Source organism: Enterobacter sp. RIT418, assembly GCF_003057745.1.
Classification (GTDB): Bacteria; Pseudomonadota; Gammaproteobacteria; order Enterobacterales; family Enterobacteriaceae; genus Enterobacter.
Map to the genome: position 1 here is coordinate 1 of NZ_QBJD02000018.1, position 17,766 is coordinate 17,766.

Annotated in this window: 17 protein-coding genes and 1 riboswitch; of the genes, 11 read left to right on the top strand and 6 right to left on the bottom strand. The window is 53.0% G+C overall.

Features of this window, described 5'->3' with window-relative positions:
• The 5 genes from DBY73_RS18465 to DBY73_RS18480 form a co-directional block, all read left to right on the top strand.
• Positions 1 to 370: hypothetical protein (locus DBY73_RS18465; RefSeq protein WP_220092932.1), on the top strand; the 370-nt coding region annotated here is incomplete at its 5' end.
• Complete coding sequence (locus DBY73_RS22130; RefSeq protein ID WP_146745793.1) at positions 325 to 609, top strand: hypothetical protein; 285 nt, start codon at positions 325 to 327, stop codon at positions 607 to 609. The genes DBY73_RS18465 and DBY73_RS22130, both read left to right, overlap by 46 nt.
• Before the next feature lie 54 nt (positions 610 to 663).
• Positions 664 to 1,038: a YadA-like family protein gene (locus tag DBY73_RS18470; RefSeq protein WP_146745794.1), complete on the top strand. Its 375-nt coding sequence runs from the start codon at positions 664 to 666 to the stop codon at positions 1,036 to 1,038.
• Positions 1,039 to 1,562: 524 nt separating this feature from the next.
• Entirely contained in the window at positions 1,563 to 2,891 is a 1,329-nt protein-coding gene (locus DBY73_RS18475) for an HNH endonuclease signature motif containing protein (RefSeq protein ID WP_112012511.1), read from the top strand.
• A complete protein-coding gene (locus DBY73_RS18480; protein ID WP_112012512.1) occupies positions 2,881 to 3,078 on the top strand; it encodes a hypothetical protein in 198 nt (65 codons plus the stop codon). The genes DBY73_RS18475 and DBY73_RS18480 overlap by 11 nt, the downstream gene beginning before the upstream one ends.
• 186 nt (positions 3,079 to 3,264) lie before the next feature.
• Here DBY73_RS18480 and DBY73_RS18485 read toward each other — a convergent pair whose 3' ends face one another.
• Complete coding sequence (locus DBY73_RS18485) at positions 3,265 to 3,858, bottom strand: hypothetical protein (RefSeq protein WP_112012513.1); 594 nt, start codon at positions 3,856 to 3,858, stop codon at positions 3,265 to 3,267.
• Between the two features lie 51 nt (positions 3,859 to 3,909).
• Positions 3,910 to 4,007: riboswitch (TPP riboswitch) on the bottom strand.
• 413 nt (positions 4,008 to 4,420) lie between these two features.
• Between DBY73_RS18485 and DBY73_RS18490 the strand changes: the two genes are divergently transcribed.
• From DBY73_RS18490 to DBY73_RS18505, 4 genes are all read left to right on the top strand, one after another.
• Positions 4,421 to 5,389, top strand: coding sequence for a YadA C-terminal domain-containing protein (locus DBY73_RS18490; protein ID WP_181573259.1), 969 nt, complete (start codon positions 4,421 to 4,423; stop codon positions 5,387 to 5,389).
• An 80-nt stretch (positions 5,390 to 5,469) separates the two neighbouring features.
• On the top strand, positions 5,470 to 5,838 hold the full coding sequence (locus DBY73_RS18495; RefSeq protein ID WP_112012515.1) for a hypothetical protein: 369 nt from the start codon (positions 5,470 to 5,472) through the stop codon (positions 5,836 to 5,838).
• Between the two features lie 343 nt (positions 5,839 to 6,181).
• Entirely contained in the window at positions 6,182 to 7,558 is a 1,377-nt protein-coding gene (locus DBY73_RS18500; RefSeq protein WP_112012516.1) for a diaminobutyrate--2-oxoglutarate transaminase, read from the top strand.
• A gap of 18 nt (positions 7,559 to 7,576) precedes the next feature.
• On the top strand, positions 7,577 to 9,043 hold the full coding sequence (locus DBY73_RS18505) for an aspartate aminotransferase family protein (RefSeq protein WP_112012517.1): 1,467 nt from the start codon (positions 7,577 to 7,579) through the stop codon (positions 9,041 to 9,043).
• 33 nt (positions 9,044 to 9,076) lie between these two features.
• On the opposite strand, the gene DBY73_RS18510 is transcribed toward DBY73_RS18505, so the two are convergent.
• Positions 9,077 to 9,592, bottom strand: a complete 516-nt coding sequence (locus tag DBY73_RS18510; RefSeq protein ID WP_112012518.1) for a protein disulfide oxidoreductase — start codon at positions 9,590 to 9,592, stop codon at positions 9,077 to 9,079.
• Between the two features lie 70 nt (positions 9,593 to 9,662).
• On the bottom strand, positions 9,663 to 10,583 hold the full coding sequence (locus DBY73_RS18515) for a LysR family transcriptional regulator (protein WP_181573260.1): 921 nt from the start codon (positions 10,581 to 10,583) through the stop codon (positions 9,663 to 9,665).
• 122 nt (positions 10,584 to 10,705) lie between these two features.
• On the opposite strand from DBY73_RS18515, the gene DBY73_RS18520 reads away from it, so the two are divergent.
• The gene (locus DBY73_RS18520; protein ID WP_112012520.1) at positions 10,706 to 12,484 is read left to right on the top strand and encodes an adenine deaminase C-terminal domain-containing protein; all 1,779 of its coding nucleotides are present in this window, start codon (positions 10,706 to 10,708) and stop codon (positions 12,482 to 12,484) included.
• A gap of 20 nt (positions 12,485 to 12,504) precedes the next feature.
• Entirely contained in the window at positions 12,505 to 13,848 is a 1,344-nt protein-coding gene (locus tag DBY73_RS18525; protein WP_112012521.1) for an NCS2 family permease, read from the top strand.
• Here DBY73_RS18525 and DBY73_RS18530 read toward each other — a convergent pair.
• The 3 genes from DBY73_RS18530 to DBY73_RS18540 are packed head-to-tail and all read right to left on the bottom strand — an operon-like array spanning position 13,845 to position 17,631.
• Complete coding sequence (locus DBY73_RS18530) at positions 13,845 to 16,043, bottom strand: polysaccharide biosynthesis tyrosine autokinase (protein ID WP_112012522.1); 2,199 nt, start codon at positions 16,041 to 16,043, stop codon at positions 13,845 to 13,847. The two genes, DBY73_RS18525 and DBY73_RS18530, sit on opposite strands and share 4 nt — an antisense overlap.
• A complete protein-coding gene (locus tag DBY73_RS18535; RefSeq protein WP_112012523.1) occupies positions 16,043 to 16,492 on the bottom strand; it encodes a protein tyrosine phosphatase in 450 nt (149 codons plus the stop codon). The genes DBY73_RS18530 and DBY73_RS18535 overlap by 1 nt, the downstream gene beginning before the upstream one ends.
• Positions 16,492 to 17,631 (bottom strand): polysaccharide export protein, encoded by a 1,140-nt coding sequence (locus DBY73_RS18540; protein ID WP_112012524.1) that lies wholly within the window; start codon positions 17,629 to 17,631, stop codon positions 16,492 to 16,494. The genes DBY73_RS18535 and DBY73_RS18540 overlap by 1 nt, the downstream gene beginning before the upstream one ends.
• Between the last annotated feature and the right edge of the window lie 135 nt (positions 17,632 to 17,766).

Genomic DNA, 17,766 nt, shown 5'->3' on the forward strand with positions numbered 1-17,766 from the left:
GAAGAATTACCTCATTACAAAATCAATATTAAAAAAGAGAGTTATACTAATGAAACCGTCAATAATTGCCGGTGTGATTGCTATTGTTCTTTCTTCAAATGTCGATGCTGTAGAGTATATTGATAACGCTGGTACTGGTGATAATGCTTCTACTGTCATTGGTGAAGAAGATAATGCTTCAACTATCACAGCTTCAAATAATGCGGGTGCAATTGAAAGTGATAATGCAAGCACTGGTTACAATGAAACATCCACTGAGGGTAAAGGTATTGATGATAACGCCAGCACAGGCTACAACGAGACATCTACAGAAGGTAAAGGTGTGTGGGTGATAACGCTTCTACAGGTGAAAGTGATAATGCTTCTGTAGGTGATAAAGATGTTGTTATAGGAAGCGGAGATAACGCCTCTACTTCTACTACTGTAAGCCAAAGTGTAAACAATTACGGCGTTAAAACTAATTCTGCTGGCGTACCAGTAGATAAAACACCCTCTTCTACGCCGTCTAACACATCAGTTACTACGGCTGGCGCATCACATCTTGATAGCAACATAACATATCAGGAACGTGAAGCAGCAAAACAAAAAGAATTGCTTAACCAGTTATAAGCACGAGTTGATAACGGGAAAGATGGCGTAAACGGCGTGAATGGTAAGGATGGTGTGAGCACTACCGTAGTAGATCATGAATCACAAGCCGCTATTCTGTCGCATAGCCATAGCATCAGCACCATGCAAGCACATCAAGAATCATTTGAGCAAAGCACTAACAATCACTTTGCATCAATTGAGAAACAGCAGGATGCAGATCGCAAAGAGTACAGAGCGGGTATTGCTGGTGTAGGCGCTATTGCTGGCTTGCATTACGTTGAAGCTGATAACTCTGTAGCTATCGGTGCTGCAAACTTCCGGGATCAGCAAGGCTATGCTTTGGGCTATCGTCATAAGTTCTCTGATAACGCCGCTGCTACTATCTCTGCTGCTGGTACAACTAATGATGATGAAGTTATAGCTGTGAGTGCTGCAATAGGCTGGTGATAGTTTTTAATTCTATGCCCTTTAATTAGGGCATTTTATTAAGCACTATTGAGAATGTGATTACAGGTTATCCACTGTTCCTATCTAAGAATCTGAATTTTCTGGTTCTACAGTGATTTTTGAATTATCATCGTCGGATATGTTTGATTTGAAGAGGATGATGAATAATTCATGATATAAGAGGATGTAAAGAAAGAGGTTATTTAGCTTCCCTTTGACTAATGTGGTGGTTTGTTGAAGTTTGTCATTACTAGATAGCCTCTTTCTCTATAAGATATAACATGATTAAATATATTATATTAAGCGCCCTACTTTATCTAATCTGCATTTCTTTGGGTTTTATTGCAGGAATTGAGTATTCTGACATGAGTTATGATGTATGCAGTGATGTTATCATTAAGTGATGAAACTAAGCTATCAAGATAAACCATACAAGATATGGTTTTTAAGCCTTTCCCCTTCCTTTTCATAAACCCCTAGATTAAAATTAGAACAACATATCATAGTTGAGGGGTGTAAACGTCATGGCTAAGGCACAGCTAACACGCATGGAGGCAATCAGAGCACATGCAAAAGCTTTACGTGAAGGTTTGCCCCCTGATCCACATGTTATAGCTGTATTGAATGCTACAGATAGTGGTTTGCCTTTTGATGGAGGTAAGAAGCCAACTAGATCAACATCGCATAACACCGTAAAACCTGTATCTAGTCGTGATATATCAATTACAGTTAATAAAAAACAGCCCAAGAAAAATAGAGTTGTTGCTGAAGGTCATATTAAATATACATATAATAATGATTACGTAGGTAAAAGAAAGCGCGTTAAAGCATTAAAAAATTCAAGTCTATACACACCTAAAACCCCTATCAAACATATTCAAGCAGGGGAATCAGGACTAACAGCTATGAATCTTGTTAAATGCCCTGCCTGCTCTATATTCATTAAAGCCGATGCTCTTGATCATCATATGCAACATAATCATAAAAATTATGTTGTAAAACGTGTATTAGAGCCAAAAGAAATTATTGATGTAAGTCATATCATCGATGATATTAAAGCTGAAAGTAAAGAATCCAATAAAGCAGATAATACTAAAGTAATTGTTGAAAAAGCAAAAGAACCTATTAAAACAGAAGAAAAGAAAAAACGTTATTTCAATAAAGATGTTTATCGTAAAGCTATTCTTAAAATGACGCAAAGCGACGCATGGAAGTTAGCGACGGATGAAGAAAGATGTATTGCTTTTCTAACTAAAGATTTCGGCGATTCTATCGAGACTCATTTACATCCAATTACTACAGGCAGCGTATACAGTGTTTTAGAAGCTGCTGAGGTAATAACAGCCCCTTTAGAAGAACCTGTAGAACCTGCAAAACCTATAAAAATCAAAGAAAGCTTAGAAGCCTTAGCCCAAGAATTTCCGCTAGATAACGTGGTTGACGTGAAAGCTACAGGGCGCGTAATTGAAATTACACATAAAGCTAGATCCGCTAGCGATCAAGCAAGCTTTAGAAAGCGTGTGTTAGCTAATTTTAAGGGGAAATGTGCTGTAACTGGTTACGCTCTTCCGGTACTTGAAGCTGCACACATTGAAAACATGTGTGAAGGGCAAGATATGAGTACAAACAATGGATTAGCCTTAGAACCAACTTTACACCGTTTGCTAGATGCTGGTTTGATGGGGATTGATCCTAACGGATTAACGATTCACTTTGCTGTTGAATGTTTCCATAAGGAAGCTTTTGAAGGTAAAACACTACAACCACACATTGTTAAACTTGATACAAACAAATTGTTAGTTAAGTGGAAAGAGTTTTTAACTAATTTAGAGAATAGTAATAATGAAAGGTAAATTAATTAACGCTTTCAAAAAAGTGAATGAAGTGCTTGTTGATTTCTGGGGTTACATTGCAGCTATGGCTTTTATTCTTAAAGCTTTTGAACACACTGATAAGCCTGTACACCCTTTAACATATTTTGCTATATACGTTGCTGTACAGAAATTTGTAGCCATTTGTATAAAGTATAAGATTATTTAAATAAACATCAATTTTATAGAGATAATCGTAATATATATTCCTGTATGGGCTACTACATTGATAGTTATTGCGTTTGCATTTTTCATTATAAAAATGAAATTTCAAATCATTAAGTTAAACGTGAAGACTTTAGAGCTTCAAAGTAAATATAAAAGAGAACATTCTAACTTAGAATACACAGTGCAGTTACGTACCATGCGAATAGCTCTTAAAGGTATTGTCGTCACATTCTAAGCGTTCTTTAACGCTCATTTTGTTGTATGGCGGTTTACGTGCATCTGGTAGCCCTTCAATAAACTCCATTACACGATCCATTACCTTACGGGTAATCTCATATACATTGAAATCATGACCCAATAAGGCTAAGAGAGCTTCAAAAGAACGTTCATTCTTCTTAGCCTGTTCGACGTTCCAACCTTCACCTTTATCAACTTTGTATTGTTTAAAATGTTTCAAGGATTCACCGAGGGATAAGTATTTGACGTTAACTACAGGCTTGTGAACCACCTGAGCAACGTTAGAGGGAACCACGATAAAGGGAGAAGTATTAACTTCACCTACTTTGAGTAAATCATCTATTAAGGTGTTTAATCCTTTTAATGTCAAAGTACCCTTTTTGAATCGCAGTATTTGAGGTGTGATGATGACTATAAGTTCAGACGCTTCACGGAAACTATCAGTGAGTAAAGACTTACGGAAAGGTGCGCTATCCGGTAGCCATACCTGAACATAATAGACGCCAGATCTTTGGAAGGAGTAGCGTAAAGTTTGCTTGTTCACCTAGTACAATTCCTATTACAGCAAGGATTAGAAATTGTGTAAGTGATTAATTTAAATAGAGATTAAAAAATCTACGTTGGCATTATCCAGATCAGATAATACGGGTATTTCTCAGCCTTCATTTAAGAAGGGCACCCCGAGTCAATTGTTGACCATTTGTAGAGTAATACCCTGCTCTTTGCAAGCCCTTATTTCATTCGTTATATTTACTCTTTTATTCTGTGGATATTCTGACCCCTCTCTATTCCGAATGAAAACGGGTCATATATCTTTCGAAAACCAGTCAATCAATATATTGATTTATATGAATTTTTATATTATACAAGATTAATCCCAAGCCAAACAAATCACAAATTTTAGTGATCTGCATCAAGATCTTATTAATGAATCAGAGGGATAGTAACGCCACTTAATTACTCCATATTCTATAAATACGCAGCCGCAATGGTTGTCTTTATCTATGAGTAGAATCTGCCATTTATTTAAAATGGCTGGCGTAATTAAGCCCATATAAATTATAGAGATGATAGCAATGTTACAAACCAATAAGGCCATAATTATTATGGCTTCTTTTAGTGCGTTCAGTGTAAACGCTTCCACTCCGGCTTCGGACGTTTCGCTCAATTCGGGCGGCAATGTCGAAATAGCCATTGATCAGCTTGCAGGTCAACTTTCCGGCCTGTCGAGCGACGTCTATAGCGCTGGGCAAACCGATAAACGCCACGATCTGCAGATCTCAATTGCGCAGGATACGGCTAACGACGCCAGCACCAAAGCGAACGTCGCGCAGCTTAACGCCAGACTGGCCGGTGCTGCGGCTGCTGGGGCGGACAAAACGGCCCACACGGCGCTGGCCGCGGCGGGAAATGCGCAAATCACCGCCGACCTGAACGGTAAAAACATACATGCTAATACCACCAGCATTCTGACGAACGTTGCGGACATCGCTGAAAATAAAAAATCAATCAGCGCCAACACCAGCGCGATAGACGGAAAGGTCGATAAGAGTACGTTTCAGGCGGACCGCGATCGTCAGGATAAGGCGACTCAGAGCGCGGCTGATAAGGCGAACCAGGCGTATAGCAAAGGCGCTTACGCGCAGCAGCTGGCGGTGGATGCACAAACCGTAGCCACCGCTAACCGGGCAGCCCTGGCGCGCGTGCAGTCCCGCAGCCGGGCCAACAGCGATGCGCTGCAGGCGCAGGCGGGCCAGCTGCAGAATCATGAAGAACGTATTACCTCTCTGGAGGGGGCGACCAACGCGCAGTTTGGCGCCCTGAAAAATGAGGTTGAGGAGAACCAAAAAGAGGCCCGAAGCGGCTCGGCGGCGGCCGTCGCGATTGCCTCTATGCCGCAGGTCGAGCAGGCGCAAACGGTGATGTTTTCCGCCGGGGCGGGCACCTTTAAAAGCGAATCTGCGGTGAGCGTCGGCGCCTCTTTCCATGCCGGAAACGCCATCGTCAAAACAGGATTCAGTACCACGACCAACGATGACTTTGCCGTGGGTGCGGGCGTCGGGGTTGGGTTCTGATCGTTAATACGATAAGCACCGATTAATTACCGATTTAAACGGCGGTATTAATCTTTACGCTTTTAAATAGCAGGAAATATATGAACAAGTGGTTAACCGCATTATTTTTTATCCTGACGCTCTCGGGCTGCTCACACCGCGCCCTTAGCGAAGGCGAACGTGCCGCAATGCTGCAGGCCTCTGAGAAACAGGCGCTGGAAAATGCCCGGGCGCAATATCCGGTACAAAAAGCGCAGGCGGCTAAAAAAGCGTTCATAAAGCATTACGATAATATGGAAATTAAGCGCGGCAGCGACGGTATCTTAACCGTAGACGGCAAGCCAGCCGCGGTGATTGAAACCACGGAAAGCGCGACCGTTTACAGCCAGGGGATTTTCGACATCATTGTTTACAAAAGCGGCAAAGTGGCCGTAAACAAGAACGGCGTTTTCGATGGCTTTGCCCGGTAGTTGATCTTATAAACAGCGCGTTAAGGGACTAACGCGCTGCTGCCCCTTTTTTACCCGCGATTTCCCCCGCTTCGCTGGGCCTTTTATTGATTATTTTTGTAACAAACTACGCCCCGACTTCACCGCGCAATTGACTGTTTTTATTCAATGATATTTCTCCAGATTTCACGCGCTTCATGGTGGGGTGCGGTTCCTTTACGTTTGTCATAAAACCGCAAACAAATTAACCATTGAGCCCAACCTCAAAAGGCTCTATATTGGCGGCGTTTTTTCAGGCCCCATCTATTTTTTATACTATTTATTCAATCGTGGCGCATAGCGAAGCCGCGGTTGTAGGAGAGATATGATGACGGATAAAGTCCGTATTGACACTGTAGATGCCCACAAAAGCAACGAAACCTATCTGGCCCGTCAGGCCGAGTTTGAATCTAACGTCAGGAGTTATCCGCGCAAGCTGCCTTTAGCGATTACCAAAGCAGAAGGCGTGTGGATCACCGATGCAGATAATAAAGAATACCTTGACTGTTTAGCCGGCGCAGGCACCCTCGCGCTGGGCCACAATCATCCTGATGTGCTGAAAAGCATCCAAAATGTCATTACCAGCGGCTTGCCGTTACATACCCTCGATTTGACTACGCCGTTGAAAGACGCGTTTTCCGAATATCTGCTCTCTCTGCTGCCAGGCCAGGGCAAAGAGTATTGCCTGCAGTTCACCGGCCCATCCGGCGCTGACGCCGTTGAAGCCGCGCTGAAGCTGGCGAAAAAAGTCACCGGCCGCAGCGGGATTATCAGCTTCTCCGGCGGCTACCACGGCATGACCCACGGCGCGCTGTCCGTGACCGGCAACCTGTCTCCGAAAGAAGCGGTTGACGGCATGATGCCAGAAGTCCAGTTTATGCCTTACCCGCACGAGTACCGCTGCCCGCTGGGCATCGGCGGCGAAGCGGGCGTGAAGGCGCTGACCTACTACTTCGATAACCTGATCAACGACGTTGAAAGCGGCGTGCGTAAACCTGCCGCGGTGATCCTGGAAGCGGTTCAGGGCGAAGGCGGCGTGAACCCGGCTCCGGCCGAATGGCTGCAGCGCATCCGTAAAGTGACGCAGGAACACGGCATCCTGCTGATCCTTGACGAAGTGCAGGCGGGCTTTGCGCGCACCGGTAAATTCTTCGCCTTCGAACACGCGGGCATTGAGCCAGACATCATCGTGATGTCCAAAGCCGTCGGCGGCGGTCTGCCGCTGGCAGTACTGGGCATCAAAAAGCAGTTCGACGCATGGGCGCCTGGCCACCACACCGGCACCTTCCGCGGCAACCAACTGGCGATGGCAACCGGCCTGACCACGCTGAAAATCCTGAAAGACCAGAACATCGCGGGCAAAGTGGCCGCACAGGGCGAATGGCTGAAAGGCCAGCTGAAAGAGATGGCGAAACGCTATCCGGTTATCGGCCACGTTCGCGGTCTGGGCATGATGATCGGCATTGAAATCGTGAAGCCAAACGAAGCGGCTGATCATATGGGCTGCTTCCCTGGCGACGGCGAGCTGTCTGCCCTGATCCAGAAGAAGTGCTTCGAAAACGGTCTGATTCTGGAGCGCGGCGGCCGTAACGGTATCGTTCTGCGCCTGCTGCCGTCCCTGCTGATTAGCGACGACGAGCTGAAGATCTTCCTGGATAAATTCGAGCAGGCGCTGCTTGCTGCGGGCGTTCGCCCGGCGTAACCGGAGTTGTTGATTACGATGTCTGATTCAAACCCAATTTTGTTCTCCTCTGCGCAGAGCATCGACGCTTACCAGCAGGCGATTGAACAAAGCACTCAGGCTGTGATGCAGTGGCTGAAGCAGCCTGAGATGTATCAGGGCAAAACGGTCGCTGAGCTGCGCGACCGCATTACGCTGGATTTCAACCCGAAGGGGCTGGGCAACGAAGCGGCGATTGAACGCGCCGTGGAGTTCTTCCTGAAAGACAGCCTGTCCGTTCATCACCCGCAGTGCGTGGCGCACCTGCACTGCCCAAGCCTGGTCGTGAGCCAGGCGGCGGAAGTGCTGATCAACGCCACCAACCAGAGCATGGACTCCTGGGATCAAAGCCCGTCCGCAACCATCATTGAGATCAAGCTGATCGAATGGCTGCGTACCCGCGTGGGTTATCAGGCTGGCGACGCGGGTGTCTTCACCAGCGGCGGTACCCAGAGCAACCTGATGGGCCTGATGCTGGCGCGCGATGCGTTCTTCGCGCGCCAGGGCCACTCCGTTCAGCAGGACGGTCTGGTCGGCGATCTGCGCAAGATTCGCGTGCTGTGCTCCGAAAACGCCCACTTCTCCGTGCAGAAGAACATGGCGCTGATGGGGCTGGGCTACCAGTCCGTGGTGCAGGTGAAAACGGACGAGTTCTCGCGCATGGATCTCAGCGATCTGGCGGCGAAAATCGAGCAGTGCAACGCCAACGGCGAGCAGATTCTGGCGATTGTTGCGACCGCAGGTACCACCGATGCCGGTGCTATCGATCCGCTGCGCGCGATTGCCGAGCTGGCGGCGAAGCAGAACATCTGGGTGCACGTTGATGCGGCCTGGGGCGGCGCGCTGCTGATGTCCGAGCAGTATCGCCACTACCTGGACGGCATTGAGCTGGTGGATTCCGTTACCCTGGACTTCCACAAGCAGTTCTTCCAGACCATCAGCTGCGGCGCGTTCCTGCTGAAAGAAGCGCGTCACTATGAGCTGATGCGCTATCAGGCGGCCTACCTGAACTCGGAGTTCGATGAAGAAGCGGGCGTGCCTAACCTGGTCTCCAAATCGCTGCAGACGACGCGCCGCTTCGACGCGCTGAAGCTGTGGATGAGCCTGGAAGCGCTGGGCCAGGAGCAGTACGCGGCGATTATCGATCACGGCGTGACGCTGGCGCAGCAGGTTGCGGCCTACGTGAAGGAGCAGCCTGCTCTGGAGCTGGTCATGCAGCCGCAGCTGGCAAGCGTACTCTTCCGCTTCCGCCCGCAGGCGCAGCTGGACGATGCGGGCGTTGCCCTGCTGAACCAGAAAATCGGCGATGCGCTGCTGGAATCCGGTCGTGCCAACGTTGGCGTGACCGAGCACAACGGCATCACCTGCCTGAAGCTTACCCTGCTGAACCCAACCGTGACGCTGGAGGACGTTAAGGTCCTGCTGTCTCTGGTTGAACGTACCGCGCAGGAAGTCATGGCCAAGTAATGTCAGCCCCTCTCCTTACGGAGAGGGGTTATTTTATCGCCCCGCCCACCACATCCGTACTTTCATTCCCCAGTAGCTCGTCCAGCCGGTTGTCGTGCTGACCACCTGCCCTTTTGACACAATCACCAGCGTTGGCGTGACGCTCACCTGCCACTGCTGCGACAGCGCCCCGCGCGCATCGTTAATCACCGGCATCGTAAGCCGTTTCTTTTCCACCCAGCGCGCAAGCTTCGCGTCATCGCCGGAGCGCAGCGCGATGCTCACCACGTTCCCGCCCTCTTTCGCCATCTTATCGACCGCTGGCGTCGTAAAGCGGCAAATGCTGCACCAGGTCGCCCAGACGTAAATCAGCAGCGGCCGCTCCTGGCTGAGCGCGGCGATATCGAACGTCCTGCCGTCGATGCTCTGCATCGGCGTCGCGCTGAAGCTGGCGGGCAAATCAGGTTTGCGGTATTGGTCCACGCCCCACATGACGGCCAGCGCCAGCAGAACGATAATGATCCCTTCTCGCGCCCAGCGGCGGAGCTTAGCGAATGTGCGGTTTTCCATGTTGACCTCGTGAGTAGACGAGGGTCATCTTAGCGAGCATTGCGCCGCCCCGCTGTAAAGAAGTGTCGCGTCAGGTTGCGCGCAGGGTTTCCAGCATCAGCGCAAAGCAGGATTCAATCAGCGGAGGCAGCGCCTGCGGCGCGCGCATCAGGGCCACCGTGCGGGCCAGCGCCGGCTGCTGAAGATGAACGACCTTAAGCTGCGGGTCCTGAAGATGGGTCGTATAAAGCTGGGGCAAAATAGCCACCGCGAGCCGGGAGCGCACCAGCCCGTACAGCGTTTCGATATAATCCACCTGATAGCGCGTGCGTAAAGAGAGGCGGTGGCTCTCCGCCAGCGCGTTGACCAGGCGCTGAATATTGCCTTTCGTGAAGACCGCGATATCACGGCCGGCCAGCTGCTTCCAGGGCAGGTGGGCCGAGGCGGCCAGCGGATCGTCCCGATGGACCACGGCAACAAACGGATCTTCCTGAATCGGAAACACGTCCAGATCGTCGGACACGCTGTTATCGAGCGCGCCTATGCCGAAATCAATCTGCCCTTTCAGCAGCTGCGCCACCAGCCCATCGTTGGTTTGATCGTGAAACTCGACCTTCAGGCGAGGAAACGCCTGCGCCAGCGCCTGCGGAAGCTGCGGGAATAAGATCGAACCGACGGAGGGGATCAGGCCGATCCGCACCGTACCGTCGCCGCCGGCCTGCACGATCCGCTGCATATCCTCGAACGCAAGCTGCGCGACGCTGACCACCCGCTGCGCGTGCGGCAGGATGGCATTGCCCAGCTCGGTTAGCGTCACGGCAGAGGCGGTACGGTTAACCAGCTTGCCGCCCAGCACCGTTTCAATTTGCCGCAGGGCGCTGCTGAGCGCGGGCTGGCTAATCGCCAGCCTGCTGGCCGTATCCGTAAAATGCCGCAGCTCGGCAAGGGTGACAAAGTACTGAAGCTGCCGAAGAGAGAGCGCGGGCAAGCGCTGCCAGGGTTCCGTCATCATTTTCTCTTTCACGCGTCGCAGAATAACCCGCGGTTATCGGGTGATAAATTTTATCAGCTAGGCAAACGTTTGCCGGGTGCATAGAGTAGCGTCATTATTTTGAAGCTGGAACCGTTTATTGCATGACTGCCGAAACCCGACGCCGCGCCGTACAGGCCGCGCGAGGCGAACTGCCTTTTGACCTGCTGCTCACCCAGGCCCAGATTATCGATATGGCGACCGGCGAGATCCGCGACGCCGACGTCGGTATCGTCGGCGAGCTGATTGCCAGCGTACACCCGCGCGGCAGCCGCAGCGATGCGCTTGAGACGCACGATCTCAGCGGGCTTTACCTTTCTCCGGGCCTGATGGACACGCACGTCCATCTTGAAAGCTCGCACCTGCTGCCCGCCCGCTACGCGGAAATCGTGCTGGCGCAGGGCACGACGGCGGTTTTTTGGGACCCTCACGAGCTGGCGAACGTGCTCGGCATTGACGGCGTTCGCTTTGCGATTGAATCCACCCGCAACCTGCCGCTGCAGGTCATGGTCGCGGCACCATCGAGCGTGCCGTCTACGCCCGGGCTGGAGATGTCCGGCGCGGACCTTAACGGCGATGAGATGACGACCCTGCTCGGCTGGCCCGACGTGCGCGGCGTGGCGGAAGTGATGGATATGCACGGCGTGCTGAACGGCAGCCCGCGCATGATCGACATTCTGCAGGCGGGCCTGGAAAGCGGAAAGCTTATCGAAGGGCACGCCAGGGGGCTGAGCGGGGCGGATTTACAGGCCTATCTCGCGGCGGGCGTGACGTCCGATCACGAGCTGACCTCCGCGGACGATGCGCTGGAAAAACTGCGCGCCGGCCTGACGCTCGAAATCCGCGGCTCGCATCCCTACCTGCTGCCCGATATCGTGAAGGCCCTGAAAACTCTGCCGCATCTCTCCTCGCAGATCACGGTTTGTACCGACGATGTGCCCCCCGATATGCTGCTGGAAAAAGGCGGCATTATCGCCCTCCTCAACCTGCTGATTGAGCACGGGCTGGCGGCAACCGACGCGCTGCGCTTCGCCACGCTGAACGCCGCCATTCGCCTGCAGCGCAACGATCTTGGGCTGATCGCTGCCGGACGACGCGCGGATCTGGTCGCGTTTAATTCCCTGGATAAGCTGGCCGCTCGCCGGGTTTACGCCGGGGGCAAGCTGATTGCCCGCAACGGGGCGATGACTGAGCCAGTGATATCCCCCGCGGCCTCATTGCCGCGCGATACCCTGCGGCTGTCTGCGCTCGCGGCTGATGATTTTCAGCTTCGCATCGAAGGTGCCAGCCACGGTATAGCCCGCCTGCGCCACATCAGCGGCGCGCGGTTTACCCGCTGGGGCGAAGTTGAAGTTAACGTCCACAGCGGACGCGTTGAAGTACCGGAAGGATTTAGCCTGATTTGGGTACAGCATCGCCACGGTCGCCATCAGGCCAAACCGCAGATTGCCCTGCTGGAAGGCTGGGGAGAGCTGCGCGGCGCGATAGCCACTAGCTACTCGCACGATGCCCACAACCTGGTCGTGCTGGGACGCTCGCCGGAGGATATGGCGCTGGCGGCAAACGCGCTGATTCAAAGCGGGGGCGGCATGGCGCTGGCGCAGCGCGGGAAGATTATCTCGCACGTCGCGATGCCGATTGCCGGGATGCTGTCCGAACTGCCGCCGTCCGAGCTGGCGCAGCAGTTCCGCACGCTTCGCGATCGCAGCAGCGAGATTGCCGACTGGGAGCCGCCGTATCGCGTCTTTAAGGCGATAGAGGGCACGTGTCTTGCCTGCAACGCCGGGCCGCATTTGACCGACCTTGGATTGACCGACGGCACCACGCGCCAGATTGTCGATCCGCTCATTTCGTACCGGGAAACGCCGGACGCCACGCAATAATACTGAAGGAGAGCCGGATAATGGCCGACAATACCGTTAATACGCCAGCACCAGGGAGCTGGCTTGAGCGCCGTTTCGCACTGCGAGCGCGCGGGAGCACCGTACGAACAGAGTGTCTGGCCGGCATTACCGGCTTTCTGGCGGCCGCGTATCTGCTGGTGGTGATCCCCGGGCTACTGGCCGTGGGCGGAATGGACAAAGGCGCCGCAACGACCGGCACCATTCTGGTATTTGTCGCCGGCACGCTGCTGATGGCGTTTTACGCGAACCTGCCGTTTATCGTCGGGCCGGGCATCGGCGGCTCGGTGCTGGTCGGCGTGACGCTGGCGGGAAGCGAGGGTATTGGCTGGCAAATCGGCCTGGGCATTGCCTGCTGGTCGGGCATTTTGTTCTTTTTGCTGACGCGCTTCGGGCTTCGCGAAGTGGTCACGCGCTCGGTACCCCAGTCCATTAAGCTGGGCCTGACCGCGTCCATCGGACTGTTTGTCGCCGTGCTCGGTTTCAGAAACGCGGGGCTGGTGCTGGCAAACGCGAAAACGAACGCGCTGATGCTCGGGGATTTCCTCTCACCCGCCGCGCTGGTGGCACTGTCCGGGCTGTTTCTGGCCATCGCCCTGCAGGCCCGCCGCATTCCGGGCGCTATCCTGTGGGCCATTCTGTTCGCCACGCTCGTCGGCATCCCAATGGGCGTGACTAAATTACCCGCCAGCCTTATCGATGCCCCCCACTCGCTCACGCCGGTGCTGGGCCAGATCGACATGATCGGCGCGCTTAACATCGCCTTCCTGCCGTTCCTGTTCGTCTTTTTCGCGTCCGAGTTTTTCTCCACCATGGGGACGACGCTGGCCGTGGGCGGCGAAGCGGGTTTGCTGGACGACGAAGGCAATATGCCGCATATCAATCGCCCCTTTATGGTGGACTCTATTGCGGCCGCGATTGGCCCTTGGGTGGGTATTCCGGCCGCAACGGCGCTGATTGAGTCTTCCGCTGCCGCAGAAGCCGGGGGCAAAACCGGCATGACCGCGCTGGCCGCCGCCGTGATGTTCCTGCTGATGCTGCTGTTTACCCCGGTGGCGCTCATGTTCCCTAAAGAAGCGACCGCGCCAGCGCTAATTCTGATTGGGCTGAACATGTTCAGCGGCCTGCGAAAAGTCGATTTAGCGAACTTCACCGACGGCCTGCCGGTGCTGATGATGGTCATGATTACGCTGATTGCCAACAGCTTCGGGACGGGCATCGCGGGGGGACTGCTGTTTTACATTGTGATCAAGGCGATTGCCGGGAAATGGCGCGAAATCCCCGTTGGTCTTTGGGTTCTCGCCATTCCCCTGGTCTACTACTTTGCCACGCTGGTGAGGCACTAGCGCTCGCGTGATTTACGTTCCGGATTATAGCTGTAGTCGTAGTGGCTATTTCCGGAGCTGTAATAAAGCGCGGCAGATTTCACGATATCGTTGAGAAGCATACCGCTGACCCTGGCACCCACCTGCTGCAGGCGTTTTATACTGTTCTCGACCTCTTTCGAACTGGTTTTATCGAAACGGGTGACGAGAATGAGCGTCGCCGCCGCTCTGGCAATCAGGGCGGCATCGGTGACGGCAAGCACCGGTGGCGTATCAACAATGACCATATCGTAATGCTCATCCGCCCATGCCATCACGGCATGTAGCCGCTCGCTCAGCAGCAGTTCAGAAGGAAGATGCGGGTCCGGGCCGCGCGTCATCACGTCAAAACCCCCCTTCTGGTAGCGCTGAATTGCGTCCCGATGCTCGCAGGCTCCTTCAAGCACGGAGGACAACCCGCGCTGGTTGCTGAGGTTAAAAATATTATCCACATAGCCAGCGCGCATGTCGGCGTCGATAAATAGCGTTTTTTTCCCCGCCTGCGCGGCAATCGCCGCCAGCGACGTGCTGACCAGAGTTTTACCACAGTCCTGAGTCGGCCCGGTAAACATCACCACGCTGTTCATGGTGTCCATCATGGTGAAGTGTAGGCTGGTTCGCAGCCCCCGGATTGCCTCAACAAACATATCCGCAGGCCGGTCCACGGGCAGGAAAGGGATATCCGAGGTTTTATGCTGCCAGTGCGAGCTAAAGGGGACCTTGCTGCGCAGGTGCGTTTTTTTCCATAGCCATGCGGATCGCGGCAGCGTTGCCAGAACGGGGATCCCGTGCACCTCAAGCTGTTCAGAGGTGGTGATACCGCGTTTAAGCGCCACGCGCACCAGCACGCCGCCTGCGGAAACCATCGCCCCAAGCAGCACGCCCATCACCACGATCAGCATCTTTCTGGGTTTTATCGGATCGGGTTTGGTGACCGCAGGGTCGATGATGCGCACATTCCCAATCGCGCTGGAACGAGAAATATTGAGCTCCTGCTGGCGCGTCAAAAGCTGCTGGTAGATTTCACGCCCGGACTCTACGTCGCGGCTGAGACGTATAATTTCCTGCTGCGTGGAAGGCATGCTTGAGACGCGACTATTTAATCGCGCCCGTTCCTGCTCAAGCGTCTTGCGTTTGTCCTGCAGTGCGCGATAGGTTGGGTGATCCTTTTTAAACAGCTGCGAGATCTCCGCTTCGCGGAAGGTGAGCTCGTTAAGCTGGTTTTCGACGTTGACGACCCGATCCAGCACCGATTTCGCCTCAAGGGTTAAGTCAACGGAATCGCGCTTTTTCCGGTAATCATTCAGGCGAACCTCTGCCTCATTCAGTTCACCGCTGATTTTGGGCAACTGATGCTGCAGGAAAGCCAGGCTGCGGGCGTCATGTGCCTGCTGGCGGGCAACGTTTTGACGCAGGTAGCTTTCCGCGATCGTATTCAGCTCCAGCGCGATGCTATCCGGATCGTGGCCGGTTAACGTCAGGGTGAGCATGCCGCTCTGCTTCGCCGATTCAGTGACCGTCAGGCGCTTTTGAAGCGAATGGATAACGTCAAGCCGGGGCAACGATTTCAGGGTGAACTGCGTTCCTGGCTCGGCATCAAGCGCTGTCACCAGCAGCGAGACGCCCTCTTTCGCCAGCGGTTTACCTACCGTTCCCTGGGCACGGAGATTTTCACCTTCAAGTAAATACTCCCCCGCACCAAGTGCGGTCAGGATAAGCTCCTGACGCTGCCCTTCCGCCAGAGGAATATGCAGCCCTTCGACCGCAATAGCGCCTTCTTTATGCCCCTGCATCCACTTCCACAGCGGGCCCACAATCGGCAGCATACGCTGGCGTACCTGCCGAGTCAGCCCAAGCTTGTCGACGGTTTCCCCAAGGATCATGCGCGATTTAAGCAGCAATATCTCCGGCGCTACGTCGGGTGAAAGGCCAGAATCAAGCTGGCTTAAACTTTTAAGCAGGCCGTTTTCCTGTTTCGCCTCGATTTGGATCAGGGCATCCGCCTGGTACACGGGCGTTGAAAAACAGGCGTACATTGCGGAAAAAGCGGCAAACAGAAGCGTAATGCTTAAAATGATAACGCGGTGGTCGATCATCTCGCCGAGCAAGCGAATCAGATCGATCTCACCTTTTTGGGATGAGACAGCCCCATAGCTGTCAGTGGTGTAAGACGACATTAATGCTTCATTCCTTGTTGACCCAAACGGCGAGCCCATTCCTGACTGGCTTTGCCCAACTGCTCGAAGACGTATTCGAACGTTTCACGACTTTTACAGTACGGATCGGGGATGTTTTGCTGCTCCAGCCAGTGGCCAAAAAGCAGTGATTTACCCCGGGTTTCCGGTGCGATATCGGCGATATAGCGAAGATGTTCTGACTCCATCACCAGAATAAGATCGGACGTCTGCATCAGGCTGCGCGTTAGCCTGCGCGCCACGTGCCCGTCGAGCGAGATGCCGTGGCGCATGGCAACGTCCCTCGCACCGCTGTCCGCCGGGCGCCCCTCAAGGCCCATCACCCCCGCGGAGGTGACCTGCTTGCCCGGCAGAAGCTGTCGCAACAGCCGCTCCGCGATGGGAGAGCGGCAGATATTTCCGGTGCACACCACCAGTATCGAATTGAACATTACTGCGGCCACGAGCGAATATTGCGGACGGTTTCGGTCAGGTCGTGCACGCCGCTGATGGTTGGAACAAGCTGTGAGATCACGCGATTCCAGCGCGAAAGCGGCGCCGTGGTGACATAGACAATGTCATAGGGTTCCAGCTCAAACTCCGTGCCCATCACCATTGCCGACGCATCTTTGGCGTTAAGCTGGTAGATATTGGCAATTTTGTCCGAACGTTCTTTTTTCGGGATTGAGCGAATGACGAAGATCCCGGTGGCATCGGCCATATCCTGATTCACACCGCCCGCATTGCCCAGCGCCTCCGCCAGCGTCATACCGCTGCGATCCATTTTAAGCGTGCTCTGCTTAACCACTTCCCCCATCACGAAGACCTTCAGCGCATCGTTACGTGGGATAAAGAGGATATCGCCAGGATACAGCAGTTTGTTTTGCGAAAGATCGCCGTGCTGCATTAGCGCATACAGTGAAAGCCGTGCGTCCTTGCCGTTGTGCGTGAGCACGACGTTTCGCCAGTCGGCATCGGCGGAGAGCCCCCCCGCAGCGTTAACCGCATCCATGACCGTCAGCGGGATATTGGTAATGGCCTGCTGGCCCGATTTTGCCACTTCACCGGTGACATATGCTTTTTGAGAACGGAAAGACGCAATGCTGACGTCGACCTGGGGGCTTTCGATAACCCGCTCCAGGCGCGCGGCAATCTCATCGCGGATCTCAGCCACGGTTTTCCCGGCAACGTGCACCTTGCCGACGTAAGGATAAAAGAGCGTACCATCTGCATTAACCCAGTTACCGGCATCGCTTGCGCTACGATATTGTCCTGCAGGCGTGGTGAGCTCCGGGTGGTCCCATACCGTTACCGTCAGGATATCACCCGCGCCGACGCGGTACTCCCACGCTCTGACCTGGTCATCAAGGTTAGGATTTTGCTGAGATTTCAGCATCGGTTTGCGCATTTTTTCAATCAGGCCGGGCGTAATCGGGTAGACGTCGACATGATTATCAATTTGATAATCAGCGGCGCCCGACGAGGCAATATTCTTCCCTGTTACGCTTAAATTTTGCCCGGGAGAAAAAACACAGCCGGTTAACTGACTAATAACGAGAAATATAATCGAAAGTGGCGTTGTGTTTTTCATTTATATAATTAGTTCTATTGTCATTGCGGTCAGTCCTTAACCGACAAGCCAGGAGCAACAGCAATTAAAACCCATGATTATCATTTTAATCAATGATTTACGTGTGAAGAAATAGATATATTCAGCTCCACGGTT